The 15,449-nt window shown below is 72.5% G+C and carries 16 protein-coding genes; 4 read left to right on the plus strand and 12 right to left on the minus strand.

Features of this window, described 5'->3' with window-relative positions:
• Positions 1-36: 36 nt before the first annotated feature.
• From rlmB to AB0P03_RS29825, 6 genes are all read right to left on the minus strand, one after another.
• The gene (gene rlmB, locus AB0P03_RS29800) at positions 37-1,029 is read right to left on the minus strand and encodes a 23S rRNA (guanosine(2251)-2'-O)-methyltransferase RlmB (protein ID WP_363582345.1); all 993 of its coding nucleotides are present in this window, start codon (positions 1,027-1,029) and stop codon (positions 37-39) included.
• Between the two features lie 135 nt (positions 1,030-1,164).
• Positions 1,165-2,574 (minus strand): cysteine--tRNA ligase, encoded by a 1,410-nt coding sequence (cysS, locus tag AB0P03_RS29805; RefSeq protein WP_363582347.1) that lies wholly within the window; start codon positions 2,572-2,574, stop codon positions 1,165-1,167.
• 94 nt (positions 2,575-2,668) lie between these two features.
• Positions 2,669-3,061, minus strand: coding sequence for a PPOX class F420-dependent oxidoreductase (locus AB0P03_RS29810; RefSeq protein WP_063348796.1), 393 nt, complete (start codon positions 3,059-3,061; stop codon positions 2,669-2,671).
• Between the two features lie 146 nt (positions 3,062-3,207).
• Complete coding sequence (gene ispF, locus AB0P03_RS29815) at positions 3,208-3,729, minus strand: 2-C-methyl-D-erythritol 2,4-cyclodiphosphate synthase (RefSeq protein ID WP_363582349.1); 522 nt, start codon at positions 3,727-3,729, stop codon at positions 3,208-3,210.
• Complete coding sequence (gene ispD, locus AB0P03_RS29820; protein WP_363631814.1) at positions 3,719-4,474, minus strand: 2-C-methyl-D-erythritol 4-phosphate cytidylyltransferase; 756 nt, start codon at positions 4,472-4,474, stop codon at positions 3,719-3,721. Before ispD ends, ispF begins: the two co-directional genes overlap by 11 nt.
• 281 nt (positions 4,475-4,755) lie before the next feature.
• Positions 4,756-5,238, minus strand: a complete 483-nt coding sequence (locus AB0P03_RS29825; protein ID WP_030244332.1) for a CarD family transcriptional regulator — start codon at positions 5,236-5,238, stop codon at positions 4,756-4,758.
• A 428-nt stretch (positions 5,239-5,666) separates the two neighbouring features.
• On the opposite strand from AB0P03_RS29825, the gene AB0P03_RS29830 reads away from it, so the two are divergent.
• Positions 5,667-6,335, plus strand: coding sequence for a DUF461 domain-containing protein (locus AB0P03_RS29830; RefSeq protein WP_363631767.1), 669 nt, complete (start codon positions 5,667-5,669; stop codon positions 6,333-6,335).
• A gap of 109 nt (positions 6,336-6,444) precedes the next feature.
• Here the strand turns inward: AB0P03_RS29830 and AB0P03_RS29835 are convergent, their stop codons facing one another.
• A complete protein-coding gene (locus AB0P03_RS29835; RefSeq protein ID WP_030061050.1) occupies positions 6,445-7,140 on the minus strand; it encodes a response regulator transcription factor in 696 nt (231 codons plus the stop codon).
• Positions 7,141-7,142: 2 nt separating this feature from the next.
• Positions 7,143-8,564 carry an ATP-binding protein gene (locus AB0P03_RS29840; RefSeq protein ID WP_363631769.1) on the minus strand — a complete coding sequence of 474 codons (1,422 nt, stop codon included), beginning with the start codon at positions 8,562-8,564 and terminating at the stop codon, positions 7,143-7,145.
• Positions 8,565-8,871: 307 nt separating this feature from the next.
• Between AB0P03_RS29840 and phoU the strand changes: the two genes are divergently transcribed.
• Both phoU and AB0P03_RS29850 read left to right on the plus strand, forming a co-directional pair.
• The gene (gene phoU, locus AB0P03_RS29845; protein ID WP_350878362.1) at positions 8,872-9,552 is read left to right on the plus strand and encodes a phosphate signaling complex protein PhoU; all 681 of its coding nucleotides are present in this window, start codon (positions 8,872-8,874) and stop codon (positions 9,550-9,552) included.
• A 262-nt stretch (positions 9,553-9,814) separates the two neighbouring features.
• Positions 9,815-9,994, plus strand: a complete 180-nt coding sequence (locus AB0P03_RS29850) for a hypothetical protein (protein ID WP_063348791.1) — start codon at positions 9,815-9,817, stop codon at positions 9,992-9,994.
• A 114-nt stretch (positions 9,995-10,108) separates the two neighbouring features.
• Here the strand turns inward: AB0P03_RS29850 and AB0P03_RS29855 are convergent, their stop codons facing one another.
• Complete coding sequence (locus AB0P03_RS29855) at positions 10,109-10,699, minus strand: lytic polysaccharide monooxygenase (protein ID WP_363631771.1); 591 nt, start codon at positions 10,697-10,699, stop codon at positions 10,109-10,111.
• A 282-nt stretch (positions 10,700-10,981) separates the two neighbouring features.
• On the minus strand, positions 10,982-11,740 hold the full coding sequence (locus tag AB0P03_RS29860) for a phosphoglyceromutase (RefSeq protein WP_363582356.1): 759 nt from the start codon (positions 11,738-11,740) through the stop codon (positions 10,982-10,984).
• A gap of 149 nt (positions 11,741-11,889) precedes the next feature.
• Between AB0P03_RS29860 and AB0P03_RS29865 the strand changes: the two genes are divergently transcribed.
• Entirely contained in the window at positions 11,890-13,269 is a 1,380-nt protein-coding gene (locus AB0P03_RS29865; RefSeq protein ID WP_363631772.1) for an MFS transporter, read from the plus strand.
• Positions 13,270-13,291: 22 nt separating this feature from the next.
• On the opposite strand, the gene AB0P03_RS29870 is transcribed toward AB0P03_RS29865, so the two are convergent.
• A complete protein-coding gene (locus AB0P03_RS29870) occupies positions 13,292-13,804 on the minus strand; it encodes a YbjN domain-containing protein (protein ID WP_363582360.1) in 513 nt (170 codons plus the stop codon).
• 120 nt (positions 13,805-13,924) lie between these two features.
• Positions 13,925-15,298, minus strand: a complete 1,374-nt coding sequence (gene mshA, locus AB0P03_RS29875) for a D-inositol-3-phosphate glycosyltransferase (protein ID WP_363582362.1) — start codon at positions 15,296-15,298, stop codon at positions 13,925-13,927.
• Between the last annotated feature and the right edge of the window lie 151 nt (positions 15,299-15,449).

The following is a 15,449-nucleotide window of genomic DNA, read 5'->3' on the forward strand; positions in this document are numbered from 1 at the left end:
TCAGAAGTTCCCCTGCGCCCCGCACACCGACTGTGCTCAGCGCTTGGCGCGCAGCCGCGCGGCCTCGTAGAGCACGATGCCCGCCGCGACACCGGCGTTCAGCGACTCGGTCAGCCCGGACATCGGGATCCGCACCCGCATGTCGCAGGTCTCCGAGACCAGCCGGGACAGACCCTTGCCCTCGCTGCCCGCGACGATCACCACCGGGCCGGTCAGCAGCTCCAGGTCGCCCAGCTCGGCCTCGCCGTCGGCGGCCAGGCCGACCACCATGAGGCCGGCCTTCTGGTAGGCCTCCAGGGTGCGGGTGAGGTTGGTGGCCCGGGCGACGGGCAGACGGGCGGCGGCGCCGGAGGAGGTCTTCCAGGCACCGGCGGTCATGCCGGCCGCGCGGCGCTCGGGGATGACCACGCCGTGCGCGCCGAAGGCGGCGGCGGAGCGGACCACGGCGCCGAGGTTGCGCGAGTCGGTGACGCCGTCCAGCGCGATGATCAGCGCGTCCTGGCCCGAGTCGGAGGCCTCGACCAGCAGGTCGTCGGGGTGCGCGTACTCGTACGGCGGCACCTGGAGCACGAGGCCCTGGTGGTTGAGCCCGCCGGTCATCTGGTCCAGCTGCGGGCGCGGGGCCTCCATCAGCGGGATGCCACGGTCGTTGGCGGCCTGGAAGGCCTCGCGGACGCGGTCGTCGGTGTCGACGAACTGCTGGACGTACAGCGCGGTGGCCGGGACGCCGCCCTGAAGGGCCTCGACGACCGAGTTGCGGCCGAAGACGAGCTCGGCGCTGCCCGCGCCGCCCCGGCCGCCGCGACCGGCGCCGCCGGCGCGGCGCATGCCGGCGCGGGCCTTGGCGTCCCGCTCGCGCTTGACCGCGGCGTTGGCGGCGCGCTGCTTCGGGTGGCCCTTGCGCTCCGCTCCGGGCGGGGTCGGGCCCTTGCCCTGGAGCCCCTTCCGGCTGTGGCCGCCGGTACCGACAGACGCGCCCTTCTTCGACCCGGGGTTGCGGCGGTTCCTGCGCTGGCTGTTGCCGGCCATGGCTGTACTTCCTGTCTGTCCGGCATGCCCGGCCGCCCCGTTCTGTCCGGCGGCGGCCGACTGCATGCGCTACGTCATGCGGGAGGGCCGCACCGGTCCGGTACGGCCCACCCTCACCCCGATCGTCAGATGGGGTTACTGGCTGTTGATCGTCCAGCGCGGGCCGGACGGGGTGTCCTCGATCACCAGCCCGGCCAGGCCGAGCTGGTCGCGGATGGCGTCCGCGGTGGCGAAGTCCTTGCGCTGACGCGCCGCCTGCCGCTGGTCCAGGACCAGGCGGACCAGCGAGTCGACCACACCGTGCATGCTCTTCATTGTCCCAGGCTCGCCGCGCTCCGACCCGGCCCACTGCGGGGCGAGCGGGTCGAGACCCAGCACTCCGAGCATCGCACGGACCTCGGCCAGACGCGCCACCGCGTTCTCCTTGTCGTCCGCGTTCAGGGCGCTGTTGCCCTGGCGGACGGCGGTGTGCACGACGGCGAGCGCCTGCGGAACGCCCAGGTCGTCGTCCATCGCCTCGGCGAAGGCCGGCGGCACCTCGGGGGCGGCGTCGACCGCCCCGCAGCGCTCGACGGTGCGCTGGATGAAGCCCTCGATCCGGCCGAACCCGGCCTCGGCCTCGCGCAGGGCGTCCTCGCTGTACTCGATCATCGAGCGGTAGTGCGGGGTGCCGAGGTAGTAGCGGAGCACGATCGGACGCCAGCGCTGGACCATCTCGGAGACCAGCACCGAGTTGCCCAGCGACTTGCTCATCTTCTCGCCGGCCATGGTGACCCAGGCGTTGTGCACCCAGAAGCTGGCGAAGGCGTCGCCGTAGGCCTTGGACTGGGCGATCTCGTTCTCGTGGTGCGGGAAGATCAGGTCCAGCCCGCCGCCGTGGATGTCGAAGGCCGGGCCGAGGTACTTGTGGACCATCGCCGAGCACTCCAGGTGCCAGCCCGGCCGGCCGCGGCCCCACGGGGTCTCCCAGCTCGGCTCGCCCGGCTTGGCGGCCTTCCACATCGCGAAGTCGCGCTGGTCCCGCTTGCCGGTCTCGCCCTCGCCCTCGGGCTGGCGCAGGTCGGCCAGCTTCTGGTTGGAGAGCGCGAGGTAGTCCGGGTACGACTTCACGTCGAAGTAGACGTTGCCGTCGGCCGCGTAGGCGTGGCCCTTCTCGATGAGCCCCCGCATCATCTCGACCATCTCGGGGATGTGCCCGGTGGCCCGCGGCTCGACGGTCGGCGGCAGGCAGCCGAGCGCGGTGTAACCGTCGTTGAACGCCCGCTCGTTCTCGTAGGCGATCTGCCACCACGGGATGCCGAACTCGCGCTCCTTGGCGATCACCTTGTCGTCGATGTCGGTGACGTTCCGGGCGAAGGTGACCTGGTAGCCGCGGTAGGCGAACCACCGCTGCATGATGTCGAAGTTGAGACCGGACCGGATGTGCCCGATATGAGGCGCCGACTGGACGGTAGCGCCGCACAGGTAGATCGAGACACAACCCGGTACAAGCGGGACGAAGTCGCGTACCTGGCGGGTGCTGGTGTCGTACAGGCGAATGCTCACAGCGTCAAGCGTAGTGGGCAGGAGGGGGTGCCCCGCGACATTCCCCGGGAATGATATGCCGCACTCCCGGGGAACCACGGGCCGCGCGGGCCGGTCAGATGTTGCCGACCACCTTGCGCGGGCTGAGCCGGACGACCACCCGGACGTCGTCCGGGCCGTCGAACCCGTACTCCTCGCCGCGGTACTTGCGGGACAGTTCGTTGATCAGCTCCCGGCCGCCCTCGGTGGTCATCGTCGCCGAGCCGCGCACCTCGACGTACTCGTACGGGTTCTCCGGCGGGTTGACCACGAGCGAGATGCGCGGGTCCCGCACCAGATTGAGGTGCTTGCGGCGGCCCTGGACGGTGGAGAACAGGATGTCGTCGCCGTCCCGCGTGACCCAGACGACCGAGGACTGGGGGCTGCCGTCGGGCTGGATCGTGGACACCACGGCGAAACTCTTGCGGTCGAGCAATTCCTTGGCGGGGCCAGAGAGTTCGACGCCCATCGAGAACCTCTTCTCATCGTCGGCGGTACGGCCCGAGGGGAAGCCCCGCCCGGGCCCGGAACCGCACACTACCGACCGATCCACCGCCACGCCGGGTGAACACTCGTCAGGACCCGCCTATTCCGGCCCTGCTGACCGCGCCCGGCTCAACGCCGTTCGTACACCAGGGCCGTGGCGATCGCGGCCAGCCCCTCGGCCCGACCGGTCAGGCCCAGGCCGTCCGTTGTGGTGCCGGACACCGACACCGGCGCACCGGCCGCGGCCGACAGCGCGGCCTGCGCCTCGGCCCGCCGCTTGCCGATCTTCGGCCGGACGCCGACCACCTGGACCGCGATGTTGCCGATCTCGAAGCCCTCGGCGCGCACCAGCCGGGCCGCCTCACCGAGCAGCTTCACCCCGGAGGCGCCGGCCCACTCCGGCCGGTCGGTGCCGAAGTGCGCGCCCAGGTCGCCGATCCCAGCGGCCGAGAACAGCGCGTCGCAGGCCGCGTGCGCGGCGACGTCGGCGTCCGAGTGCCCGGAGAGCCCGACCCCGGCGTCCGGCCACTCCAGTCCGGCCACCCAGAGCGGGCGGCCGGCCTCGAAGGCGTGCACGTCGGTGCCGATGCCCACGCGCGGCAGCACGGGGGCCGGGGCCTGGGCGGCGGGCGTCAGCGGGTCAGTAGGCATCGGCGGCCCTCCGGCGGGCGAGTACGGCCTCGGCGAGCACGAGGTCCAGTGGACGGGTGACCTTGAACGCCTCCTCGTGGCCGGGCACCACGACGACCTGGCCGCCGTAGCGCTCCACCAGGCCCGCGTCGTCGGTGACCGGCGGCGCGCCGTCGGCGCCCGCGGCCTCCTCGGCCAGCGCCTTGGCGTGCACCCCGACCAGGGTGGCCCGGTCGAAGCCCTGCGGGGTCTGGACCGCGCGCAGGGTGGCCCGGTCGGGCGTGTCGAGCACCGGCTCGGGGCGGCCCGGGCTCGACTCGACCCGCTTCACCGTGTCGGCCAGCGGCACCGCGGGCACCACCGCCCCGGCCCCGGCCCGGACGGCGGCCGCCACCGCGTCCACCACCTCGACCGGGACGAGCGGGCGGGCCGCGTCGTGCACCAGGACGATCTCCACCTCGGCCGGGATCGCGGCCAGGCCGAGCCGGACCGATTCCTGGCGGGTGGCGCCACCGGCGACCACCCGGATGTCCTTGCCGTCCAGCCCGTGGCTGTCCAGCAGGGCGACCACCTCGGCCACCCCGTCGGCGGGCGCGGCGACCACGACCAGGCCGACTGCCCGACTGCGGGCCAGCGCCCGCACGGCGTGCACCAGGAGCGGCACGCCGCCCAGTTCCCGCAGGGCCTTCGGGGCACCGGGCCCCAGCCGCTCACCGCGTCCGGCGGCGGGCACCACTGCTGCTGCGACTGCTGCTGAGGCGTTCAGGTTTCACTCCTTCGGAGAAGTGGGTATGGCCTTGGCGTGCCCGGCGGGCGCTACGGGCCCCTTCCGAAGAATTACGGTCCAACCGTCCGCCGCACAATCCCGCAGAATCGGTCTTGCAGGACGGAAAACGGTCTTGCCGGGCCTGGACCGGCTCGGGGCGGGGGCGTCGTCCGGACACGCCTCAGCGCCCGAAGTGCCACTGCACCACCCCGGGACGCTTGGTCCTGGGAGCGGCGCGCCGACACCGGGCGCTGTGAGCGGTGGGCGGCAGCCCGACTGCGCTACGAGGCCAGCACCTCGTCGAGCAGCGTCTCCGCCTTGTCCTCGTTGGTGTTCTCCGCCAGCGCGAGCTCGCTGACGAGGATCTGGCGCGCCTTCGCGAGCATCCGCTTCTCGCCGGCCGAGAGGCCGCGCTCGCGCTCACGACGCCAGAGGTCGCGCACAACCTCGGCGACCTTGATAACGTCGCCAGAGGCGAGCTTCTCCAGGTTCGCCTTGTAGCGACGGGACCAGTTGGTCGGCTCTTCGGTGTACGGTGCGCGCAGCACCTCGAAGACCCGGTCCAGACCCTCCTGGCCGACTACATCGCGCACGCCGACGAACTCCGCGTTCTCAGCGGGCACGCGGAGCGTCAGGTCTCCCTGCTGCACCTTGAGCACCAGGTAGGTCTTGTCCACACCTTTGATCTGGCGAATTTCGATGGCCTCGATCAGCGCGGCCCCGTGATGGGGGTAGACCACCGTGTCGCCAACCTTGAACGTCATGTGACAGGACCCCTTCCGTGGCTTTCCAGAATAACACGCTTTTCAGCGCACCCGAAGGGCGTTTTCGCAGGTCAGGGCCGGTCTCGGGGCTTGACAAGGACCCCCATGACGTGCTGCGACCGGTGTTCGAGGGAGGCTTCCCGCAGGTCGGAGGCGGTTCCAGCGTTCGGCGAAACCTTGCGCAACACCCTGGAAACCATGATTGGATCTTGGGTTTTCACCGTTTATCGGGCCGTATCCACATCGTTATTCGATCTTGGTCGAAGCTTGTCCCGAGGGTGACCCGGACACGCCACAAGTGCGGCCGGACGGCCGCCCCGCGAACCCCGGGAGTGCGACACGGGGACCACCCCGTGAGGAGCGCATAAGTGAGGTCGATAATCTGAGGCCTGACCTATCGACACGTTGACTTAGGAGAAGCCGCCGCCGTGAGCCGCAGCCTTCGACGCGGCAGCATCGCCGCCATCGCCGCCATCGCCATCGCCTCGCTGTCGTCCTGCGCCGCCGGCAACACGCCGGACACGCTGCAGGTCAAGCCCGACAACGCGGCGGCAACCCTCGGAACGAACCTTCGGCTGAACAACATCGTGGTCGTCACCGGGGACGAGTCCTCGGGCGAGCACAACGGTCCCGCCAACGTGACCGTCAACATCGCCAACACGGGCAACACCCCGGCGGAGCTGCAGTCCGTCACCGTCGGCAACGGTGCCACCGCCGCGTTCTCCGACGCCGCGGGCGCCCCGCTGTCCACCATCGTCGTCCCGGCCGGCGGCGCCGTGGCGATCGGTGGCGAGGGCAACCCGTCCGCCAAGGTCGCCTCGGTCGGCGTCCAGGTCGGCGGCTTCGTCCCCACCTCGTTCACCTTCAAGGACGGCCAGAAGGTCGACGCCCAGGCCGGCGTGAGCCCGAACAAGGGCCTCTACAAGGGCTTCGGCCCGACGTCGGCCCCGGCCGCCGCGCCCACCAAGGGCGCCACCACCGCCGCGACCACCCCGGCCGCCGGCACCACCACCCCGGCCGCCCCGGCCACCACCGGTGCGGCCACGCCGTCCGGTGCCGCCACCCCGGGTGCCACCCAGTCCGCGGGCGCCCACTGACGCACCACCCGGTGTCCGGCAGGCCCTCCCGGGCCCGCCGGACACCAACGCGAAGGCCCCCTCCGGCAACTGCCGGCGGGGGCCTTCCGCGTCTGTCCGCGCCCGCGGTTTACGGCTCGAACTTGTAGCCCAGGCCGCGGACCGTGACCAGGTAGCGCGGGGCGCCCGGGTCCGGCTCGATCTTGGCCCGCAGGCGCTTCACGTGGACGTCCAGGGTCTTGGTGTCGCCGACGTAGTCCGCGCCCCACACCCGGTCGATCAGCTGCATGCGGGTGAGCACCCGGCCCGCGTTGCGCAGCAGCATCTCCAGCAGGTCGAACTCCTTCAGCGGGAGGTCGACCTTGGCGCCGTCCACGGTCACCACGTGCCGGTCGACGTCCATCCGGACCGGGCCCGCCTCCAGGGCGCCCGGGCCGCCGCCGTTCTCGCCGGCACCGCCGTCCTCGCCGCGGCGGCGCAGCACCGCCCGGATCCGGGCGACCAGCTCACGGGTGGAGTAGGGCTTGGTGACGTAGTCGTCCGCACCTATTTCCAGACCGACCACCTTGTCGATCTCGCTGTCCTTGGCGGTGACCATGATCACCGGCACGTTGGAGCGCACCCGCAGCTGACGGCAGACCTCGGTGCCCGGCAGGCCCGGCAGCATCAGGTCGAGCAGGACGAGGTCGGCGCCGTTGCGCTCGAACTGCTCCAGGGCGTCGGGGCCGGTGGCGGCGACGGCCACCTCGAAGCCCTCCTTGCGGAGCATGTACGACAGGGCGTCGCTGAACGACTCCTCGTCCTCGACCACCAGTACTCGGGTCACGATCAGGCCTCCGGGGCAAGCTGGGGGGTTGCGTCTGACAGGGGGTGTTCCCGCTCCCCCGTGGGGAGCGGACGGTCCGTGCGGCCTGTGGTGGCCGTCCGGTCCGTGGTGAGGGTTCTGGTGGGCGCGGCGGCGGCGCCACGGACGCCGGTGGCACCGCGGGTGCCGAGGTCGCCGGTGTCGTCGAGGTCGTCGCCGTCCTCGGCCTCGGGCGCCTGCCCGGCGGGCAGGCGGATGGTGAAGGTCGAACCCTGGCCCTCGACGCTCCACACCGAGACCGTGCCGCCGTGCGAGGCGGCGACGTGCTTGACGATGGACAGGCCGAGGCCGGTTCCGCCGGTCGCCCGGGAGCGGGCCGGATCGACCCGGTAGAAGCGCTCGAAGACGCGCTCGCGGTCCTTCTCCGAGATGCCGATGCCCTGGTCGGTGACCGAGATCTCGATCAGCTCGCCGTCCGCCTCCCCGAGCGCCGCGGCGCTGGAGATCCGGCGGGTGGCGATCGCCACCCGGGTACGGGGAGGACTGTAGTTGACGGCGTTCTCGACCAGGTTGCCGAGCGCCGCGGCGAGCTGGCCGCGGTTGCCGTGCAGGTAGAGCCCGGCGATGCCGCCGGCCGTGATCAGGATCTGCTTGGCGGCGGCCTGCTGTCGGCAGCGGTCGATCGCCTCGGCGATCAGCTCGTCCACCGCGACGGGCTCCGGGTCCACCATCAGCCGGTCGTCCTGCACCCGGGAGAGGTCGATGATCTCCTGGACCAGGCTGGCCAGCCTGGTCGCCTCGATCTGCATCCGGCCGGCGAAGCGCTGCACCGCCTCCGGGTCGTCGGACGCGTCGGCGACCGCCTCGGAGAGCAGCGACAGGGCACCCACCGGGGTCTTCAGCTCGTGGCTGACGTTGGCCACGAAGTCCCGGCGGACCGCCTCCACCCGGCGGCGCTCGGTCTGGTCCTCGACCAGCACCAGCACCAGCCGGGAGCCCAGCGGGGCGACCCGGACGGAGACCGCGAGCGGCTCGCCCGCACGGGCCACGCCGGGGCGGGGCACCTCCAGCTCGACCTGGCGGATCTCGCCGTCCCGGCGGGTGGCGCGCGCCAGCGAGAGCATCTGGTCCACGGCGACCGCGCCGCCGCGCACCAGTCCCATCGCGTACGCCGCGGAGCTGGCCTTGACCACCTCGTCGCCCTCGCCCAGCACGATCGCGCAGGAGCGGAGGACGGAGAGGACGGTGTCCACCCCCGGCGGCAGCGGGGGCTCCGGGGTGCCGGCGCCCAGGCCCTGGTGCCGACCGTGGTGTCTGCTGCTGGTGCCGCCGTACCTGCCCCTGGCCTGCTCGCGCTCGCTCCAACGGAAGGCGATGGAGGCCGTGAGGCCGACGCCGAGCCCGGCTATGGCGCAGGCAGCGGCGGCGGCCACGTTCACGTCCATGTGGCCAGCGTAAGCGCACGGCCAGGCCACTCCCCAAGGGCCCGATCAAGGCATCGGCCACGCGTTGCCGAGAATTCACCTTCACGTGGCCGCTGATTCACCACACCGGCCGTGCATCGTCGCCCGGACGGCCCAGAGTTGGCCATGCAGCCCGTGTGGGAGTGGGCGGCGGGCCGAACCACCGGCCGTCGCCTCAGGTGTGCGCGTACGATTCGCGCCACCAGCAGCGGTCACCCGGACGACAAGACGATCGTCGGACGGGCCGGCCGGTCGGCACCGCCACCGACACAGCTACTGAGGAGAGAGCATGCGCGACGCGTACCACGAGGAACTCGATGCGATCGGCGACAGCCTGGTCGAGATGGCCCGACTGGTCGGCTCGGCCCTGGGCCGGGCCACCACCGCACTCCTGGACGCGGACCTGGCGCTGGCGGAGAGCGTGATCGCCGCCGACGAGAAGATCAACGACCTCCACCACGAGCTGGAGAACCGCGCGATCGACCTGCTCGCCCGCCAGCAGCCGGTCGCCACCGACCTGCGCATCGTCGTCACCTCGCTGCGGATGAGCTCCGACCTGGAGCGCTGCGGCGACCTCGCCCGGCACGTCGCCAAGGTCGCGCGGATGCGCTACCCCGACTCCGCCGTGCCCGGCGACCTGCACTCCACCGTCCTGGAGATGGGCCAGCTCGCCCAGCGCCTGGTGGCCAAGACCGGCCTGGTGATCGCCACCAAGGACGTCGACAAGGCCCTGGAGCTGGAGCAGGACGACGACGCCATCGACTCCCTGCACCGCGAGCTGCTGTCGCACCTGATCGACGACCGCTGGCACCACGGCATCGAGACCGCCGTCGACATCACCCTGGTCGGCCGCTACTACGAGCGCTTCGCGGACCACGCGGTGTCGGTCGCCAAGCGCGTGGTGTACCTGGTGACGGGCGAGCACGTGGCCGAGTTCGTGGCCGCCTCGGAGGCCGCGGCGGCGGAGTGACCTCGTGCGGGTGCGGTGCGGCCGCCTCGGGGCTCGGCGTCTCGGGGCTCGGCATATCGGGCTCGGGCTCGGGCTCGGGCTCGGGGCTTCAAGGGGCGGCCGCTCCCCTCGCGGGGTGAGTAAACCTGCGACAGGGGTGGTGGGGGCGCACGACGCCCCGTACATCCCACCACTGCGCGCCTGTTGACGCTCCCTCCGATCGGCGGCTTCACTCGACGTTGGGGGCACAGGACTGTGCCCGTCACTAGGAGGGAACAGCTCGATGAAGGCCAACCCCACCCGACCGGCACGCGCCCACGAAACCGTCGAGCCGCCCACCCCGAAGCTCCTGCCCGTCCTCGCGGCCGGCTGCGGCTGCGGCCCCGGCTGCGGCTGCGGCTGCCAGTCCGGCGCGCCCTGCCAGTGCGGCGGCGCGGACGGCGGCTGCTGCGGCGGCCACTGAGCGGTCCGCCGCCGAGGAGTTCCCGAGGTGCACGGCCTTCCGTCGGCCGTGCACCTCGTTGCGCGTCCTGGTGCCTCGCGTCCGCGGCACGGCGTCACCGTGCCGCCCCGGGCGTCAGAACTGGACGTCGGTGCAGGAGTAGAAGGCGTTCCCTGTGTCGGCGATCGTCCAGACCGCGACCACGACCTGGTGGCCGGTGCGCCCGCTCGGGACGGTCGCGGTGTGGCTGAGCGTGCTGGGCACCTGCTTCCCGCCGTACGGGGCGATCAGGAAGGGCGTCAGGTCCAGGCTGTCCCGGGTGACCGGCTGGCTCGCGTCGTAGCCCGGCTTGGTCAGGTAGTAGCGGAAGTCGGTGGTCGCGTGCCGGGCGGTGAACGTCCAGGTGAAGGTGAGCTGCTGCCCCGCCGTCACCTCGGTGGTCGGCCAGGCACCGCCGTGCGGGTCGTCCAGCTCGGCGAAGCGGGAGTTGCCGCCGGCGCAGATGGTGCCGTCGGCGGGCCCGGCGTTCGGGAAGCCCTTGGGGCCCTCGACGCTCTGCGGCTCCCACTGGATGTCGCCGCAGTCCCACGACACCCCGCCCGCTCCGCAGAGCGCGGCCCTGCTGGGCGGCGTCGAGATGTACCCGTGGGACTGCGCCGGGACGGCGAGGGTGAGCGGCACCGCGAGGGCGGCGACCACCGCCCCGACGATGTGACGTGTGCGCATGATGCTCCTCCGTGGGGGTGGATGGAGAGTGCGCCGGGACGCAGACGCGCGCGCGTGGGGGTGCGGCGGCCGGGACGGGGAGATCCTTGGCATGCCTGCGGCAGTCCGGCGCCCTCACCGTAGGAGCGGACTCCGCCACCCGTCAATGGTCTGAACCACTATTGGGACGAGCCCGGATCCGGCCGCCGAATCCGGACTCAACTCGACTTCCGCACAGGCCGGTTGAACGACGAAGGCCCCGCCCCCGGCGAACCGGGAGGCGGGGCCGTTTCGCCAGGCGGGTTACTTCTTGCCCTGGTTCTTGACCGCCTCGATGGCCGCGGCGGCGGCGTCGGCGTCGAGGTAGCGGCCGCCCTTGGTGACGGGCTTGAAGTCGGCGTCGAGCTCGTACACGAGCGGGATGCCGGTCGGGATGTTCAGGCCCGCGATGGCCTCGTCGGAGATGCCGTCGAGGTGCTTGACCAGCGCGCGCAGGCTGTTGCCGTGGGCGGTGACCAGGACGGTCTTGCCGGCGGCGAGGTCCGGGACGATGGCGTCGTACCAGTACGGGAGCATCCGGTCGACGACGTCCTTCAGGCACTCGGTGCGCGGACGCAGCTCGCTCGGGATGTCCGCGTAGCGGGCGTCACCGGCCTGCGAATACTCGGCGTCATCGGCCAGCACCGGCGGCGGGGTGTCGTACGAGCGGCGCCACAGCTGGAACTGCTCCTCGCCGAACTCGGCCAGGGTCTGGGCCTTGTCCTTGCCCTGGAGCGCACCGTAGTGTCGCTCGTTCAGGCGCCAGCTGCGGCTGACCGGGATCCAGTGGCGGTCGGCCCTGTCCAGGGCGATCTGCGAGGTGCGGATCGCACGGCGGAGCAGCGAGGTGTGCAGCACGTCCGGGAACAGGCCCTCGGCGGCCAGGAGCTCGCCACCGCGCGCGGCCTCCTTCTCACCCTTCTCGTTGAGGTCGACGTCGACCCAACCGGTGAACAGGTTCTTCTGGTTCCACTGGCTCTCGCCGTGGCGGAGCAGGATGAGTCGGTACGTCGTGTCAGCCATGGCCCCCAGCTTAATGGAGGCAGGAAAAGCGCTGGTCCGGACCTACGGCAGATGTGTAATGTGTGCACCGCCTATCTGACACTTACATACGTCGGCTGACCGGACCTGCCCGTGCCGCTCGGCGGACGCCTGCCCCGGGAGCCCCCCACATGCCCGTCGCCCTGTTCACCAACCCCCGGATCCGAAGGCTGATACAGGAGACGGTGGGCGGGCTGCCACGGGAGTTCTGGTGGCTCTGGGTGAGCACGCTGGTGAACAAGCTGGGCGCTTTCGTGCTCACCTTCCTCGCGCTCTACCTGACCACCAACCGGGGGTACTCGGCCTCCTACGCGGGCCTGGTGGCCTCCCTCTACGGCCTCGGCTCGGCCGTCGCCGCGATCGGCGCCGGCGTGCTGACCGACCGGATCGGCCGGCGCCCGACCCTGGTCGCCGCCCAGCTCGGCACCGCACTGTTCACCGCCGTACTCGGCTTCACGGACGGCCAGGTGGCGATCGCCACGGTGGCCTTCCTGGTCGGCCTCTGCAACAACGCCACCCGGCCCGCGACCTCGGCGATCATCGCCGACCTCGTCCCGGCCGAGGACCGGGTCCGCGCGTACTCGCTGAACTACTGGGCGATCAACATCGGCTTCGGCCTCTCCGCCGCCGTGGCCGGCCTGATCGCCACCCACGGCTACCTCACGCTCTTCCTGCTCGACGCGCTCTCCACGCTGGTGTGCGCGGTGGTGATCTTCATCCGGATCCCCGAGACCAAGCCGCAGGACTCGCCGCAGCACGGGAAGGGGACGGACGAGCCGACGGTCGGCCTCGGCGCGGTGTTCCGGGACGGGCGGTTCATGGCCGTCGTCGGGCTCAACCTGCTGCTCGCCCTGATCCTCCAGCAGGGCAGCACCACCCTGGCCGTCGACATGGGTGCCGCGGGCATCAGCTCCACCGAGTACGGGCTGGTCATCGGCCTGAACGGGCTGCTGATCGTGGTGCTCCAGATCCCGCTCACCCGGTGGATGGAGGCCCGTTCCCGGACCGCCATGCTGATAGCCAGCTGCCTGATCACGGGCTGGGGCTTCGGGCTGGCGGCGCTGGCCGGGTCGTCCGCGTGGCTGTTCGCCCTCTCGGTGGCGGTCTGGACGGTCGGCGAGGTCCTGAACGCGCCGACCATCATGGGACTGGTCGCCGAACTGGCGCCGACCCACGCGCGCGGCCGCTACCAGGGCGTCTACTCGCTCTCCTGGTCGCTCGCCTCGTTCCTCGGCCCGGCGATCGGCGGTCTGCTGCTGCAGCACGCCGGCTCCGCGGTGCTCTGGATCGTGTGCGGGGTCTGCGGCACGGTCGCGGCGGCCGGGCACGTGGTGCTCGGGCGGCGCACGGACGCGACGGCGGGCCGCGCCGGGGCGGTGCCGGATGTCGCGGTGACGGAGGTCGCGGTGACCGAGGTGACCGAGGTGACGGAGGTGACGGAGGTGCCGGAGGTGCCGGTGACCGAGGTGACGGAGCCCGCCGCGGAGAAGAAGGCTCCGGCGGGCATCTGAGGGCGTCGGCCCCGCTACCGGGTCAGTCGGCCGCCGGGGCGGCCAGGTGGGCGAAGGCGGCCAGGTTGCGGGTGGACTCCCCGCGCTTGGTCCGCCACTCCCACTCGCGCCGGATCGCCGAGGCGAAGCCCAGCTCCAGCAGGGTGTTGAACGGCTCGTCGGCGTTCTCCAGCACCGTCCCGAGCAGCCGGTCCACGGCGTCCGGGGTGAGCGCCTCCAGGGGCAGGCGGCCGGCCAGGTAGACATCGCCGAGCGGGTCGATCGCGTACGCGACGCCGTACAGCCGGGTGTTGCGCTCCAGCAGCCAGCGGTAGACGGCCTCGTGGTTCTCGTCCGGTCGGCGGATCACGAAGGCGTTCACCGACAGGGTGTGGTCGCCGACCCGCAGCGCGCAGGCGGTGCTCAGCTTGCGGGTGCCCGGGAGCGTCACCACCAGCGTGTACGGGTCGGTGGCGGCGGGCTCCCAGGCCGCTCCGGCGTCGTCCAGGGCGGTGCGCAGGAGGGTCAGGGCCTCGTCCTTGGTGCGGATTGCCATGGGGGTGACGTTACTCGGCGGTACCGGGGGCGCGCACCAGCGGTGCGTGCCCCCGGCCGCCGCAGTCGGGCCGCAGTCGGGCCGCAGTCGGCTCGTGGTCCGGCCGCGGTCAGGCCGCGGTCAGGCCAGCCGCCGCCGGGCGGCGGCCAAGCGGCCGGCCGGGCGGGCCAGGCTTCCGGCGTACACCTCGGCGGTGCCGGCCGCGGCGGTGTCCCAGCCGAAGCCGGCCGCGTGCCGGGCCGCCGCCGCGCCGCGCCGGGCGACCAGGCCCCGGTCGGTGACGTACGGCTCCAGCGCGTGCGCCCAGGCCGCCGGGTCGTGGCCGTGCACCAGCGTGCCCGTCTCGCCGTCCCGCACCGCGACCGGCAGGCCGCCGACCGAGGCCGCCACCACCGGGGTGCCGCAGGCCTGCGCCTCCAGAGCGACCAGCCCGAAGGACTCGCTGTACGAGGGCATCACCAGCGCCGTCGCCGCGTGGTACCACTGCGCGAGCTCGGCCTGGCCGACCGGCGGGTGGAACCGCACCACGTCGCCGATGCCCAGCTGGGCGGCGAGCTTGTGCAGGCTCTCCGGCCGGGCCAGTCCGGTGCCGGACGGACCGCCGACCACCGGCACCAGCAGGTGCTCGCGCAGCCCCGGGCGGCGCGCCAGCAGCTCGGCGACCGCCCGCAGCAGCACGTCCGGGGCCTTCAGCGGCTGGATCCGGCCCGCGAAGAGCAGCACCGCGGCGTCCTGCGGCAGGCCCAGCCGGGCCCGGGCGGCGGCCCGCGCCGACGCCCCGCCGGGGCGGAAGACGTCCAGGTTGACGCCGGGGTGGACGACGGCCAGCTGGTCCGGCCGGGCAGCGTAGTGCAGCGCCAGCTCGGCGGCCTCCTCGGTGGTGTTGGCGATCAGCCGGTCGGCCGCCTCGACCACCTGGGTCTCGCCGATCACCCGGGCCGCGGGCTCGGGCGTGTCACCCTCGGCCAGCGCGGCGTTCTTCACCTTCGCCATGGTGTGCATGGTGTGCACCAGCGGCACCCCCCAGCGCTGCGCGGCCAGCCAGCCGACCTGCCCGGAGAGCCAGTAGTGCGAGTGCACCAGGTCGTAGTGGCCGGGGCGGTGGCCCGCCTCCGTCCGCAGCACCCCGTGGGTGAAGGCGCACAGCTGGGCGGGCAGATCCTCCTTCAGCAGGCCCTCGTACGGGCCGGCGGTGACGTGCCGGACCAGCACGCCGGGGGCCAGCTCGACGGTGGGGGCGTCGTCCGAGCAGATCGCCCGGGTGAACACCTCGACCTCGATATTGAGCGCGGCCAGGCGCTTGGCCAGCTCGACAATGTAGACGTTCATCCCGCCGGCGTCCCCCGTGCCGGGCTGGTGCAGCGGCGAGGTGTGGACACTCAGCATCGCTATCCGGCGCGGGCGGCGGCGGCCCGGGACGAGCGACTGGAGCCGGCCCCGCGCGGGCGCGGCGGGCTGGGCACGGCGTACCGAACGGACGGGGTGCTGGATCACCTGGCTGAAGCCTCCTCTGTGCGGCCCGTCTCGGCGGCCCGCGCACGGGCCGCCCGCTGTCCGGTGTGCGCTGCCCCGTCCCGGGCACACATCACCACCAGACAGCCAACCACCCGGCCCGCGTCCGGCATTCCCGGTCCGGCGGACGAGA

The organism is Kitasatospora sp. NPDC088779, from assembly GCF_040685395.1.
Taxonomy (GTDB): domain Bacteria; phylum Actinomycetota; class Actinomycetes; order Streptomycetales; family Streptomycetaceae; genus Kitasatospora.

Coding starts and splice junctions, on each gene's coding strand:
- rlmB (WP_363582345.1), bottom strand. CDS start 1,029: ATGGCCGGCAACAGCCAGCGCAGGAACCGCCGCAACCCCGGGTCGAAG.
- AB0P03_RS29810 (WP_063348796.1), bottom strand. CDS start 3,061: ATGGGCGTCGAACTCTCTGGCCCCGCCAAGGAATTGCTCGACCGCAAG.
- ispF (WP_363582349.1), bottom strand. CDS start 3,729: ATGCCTACTGACCCGCTGACGCCCGCCGCCCAGGCCCCGGCCCCCGTG.
- AB0P03_RS29825 (WP_030244332.1), bottom strand. CDS start 5,238: ATGACGTTCAAGGTTGGCGACACGGTGGTCTACCCCCATCACGGGGCC.
- AB0P03_RS29840 (WP_363631769.1), bottom strand. CDS start 8,564: ATGGACGTGAACGTGGCCGCCGCCGCTGCCTGCGCCATAGCCGGGCTC.
- phoU (WP_350878362.1), top strand. CDS start 8,872: ATGCGCGACGCGTACCACGAGGAACTCGATGCGATCGGCGACAGCCTG.
- AB0P03_RS29850 (WP_063348791.1), top strand. CDS start 9,815: ATGAAGGCCAACCCCACCCGACCGGCACGCGCCCACGAAACCGTCGAG.
- AB0P03_RS29855 (WP_363631771.1), bottom strand. CDS start 10,699: ATGCGCACACGTCACATCGTCGGGGCGGTGGTCGCCGCCCTCGCGGTG.
- AB0P03_RS29860 (WP_363582356.1), bottom strand. CDS start 11,740: ATGGCTGACACGACGTACCGACTCATCCTGCTCCGCCACGGCGAGAGC.
- AB0P03_RS29865 (WP_363631772.1), top strand. CDS start 11,890: ATGCCCGTCGCCCTGTTCACCAACCCCCGGATCCGAAGGCTGATACAG.
- AB0P03_RS29870 (WP_363582360.1), bottom strand. CDS start 13,804: ATGGCAATCCGCACCAAGGACGAGGCCCTGACCCTCCTGCGCACCGCC.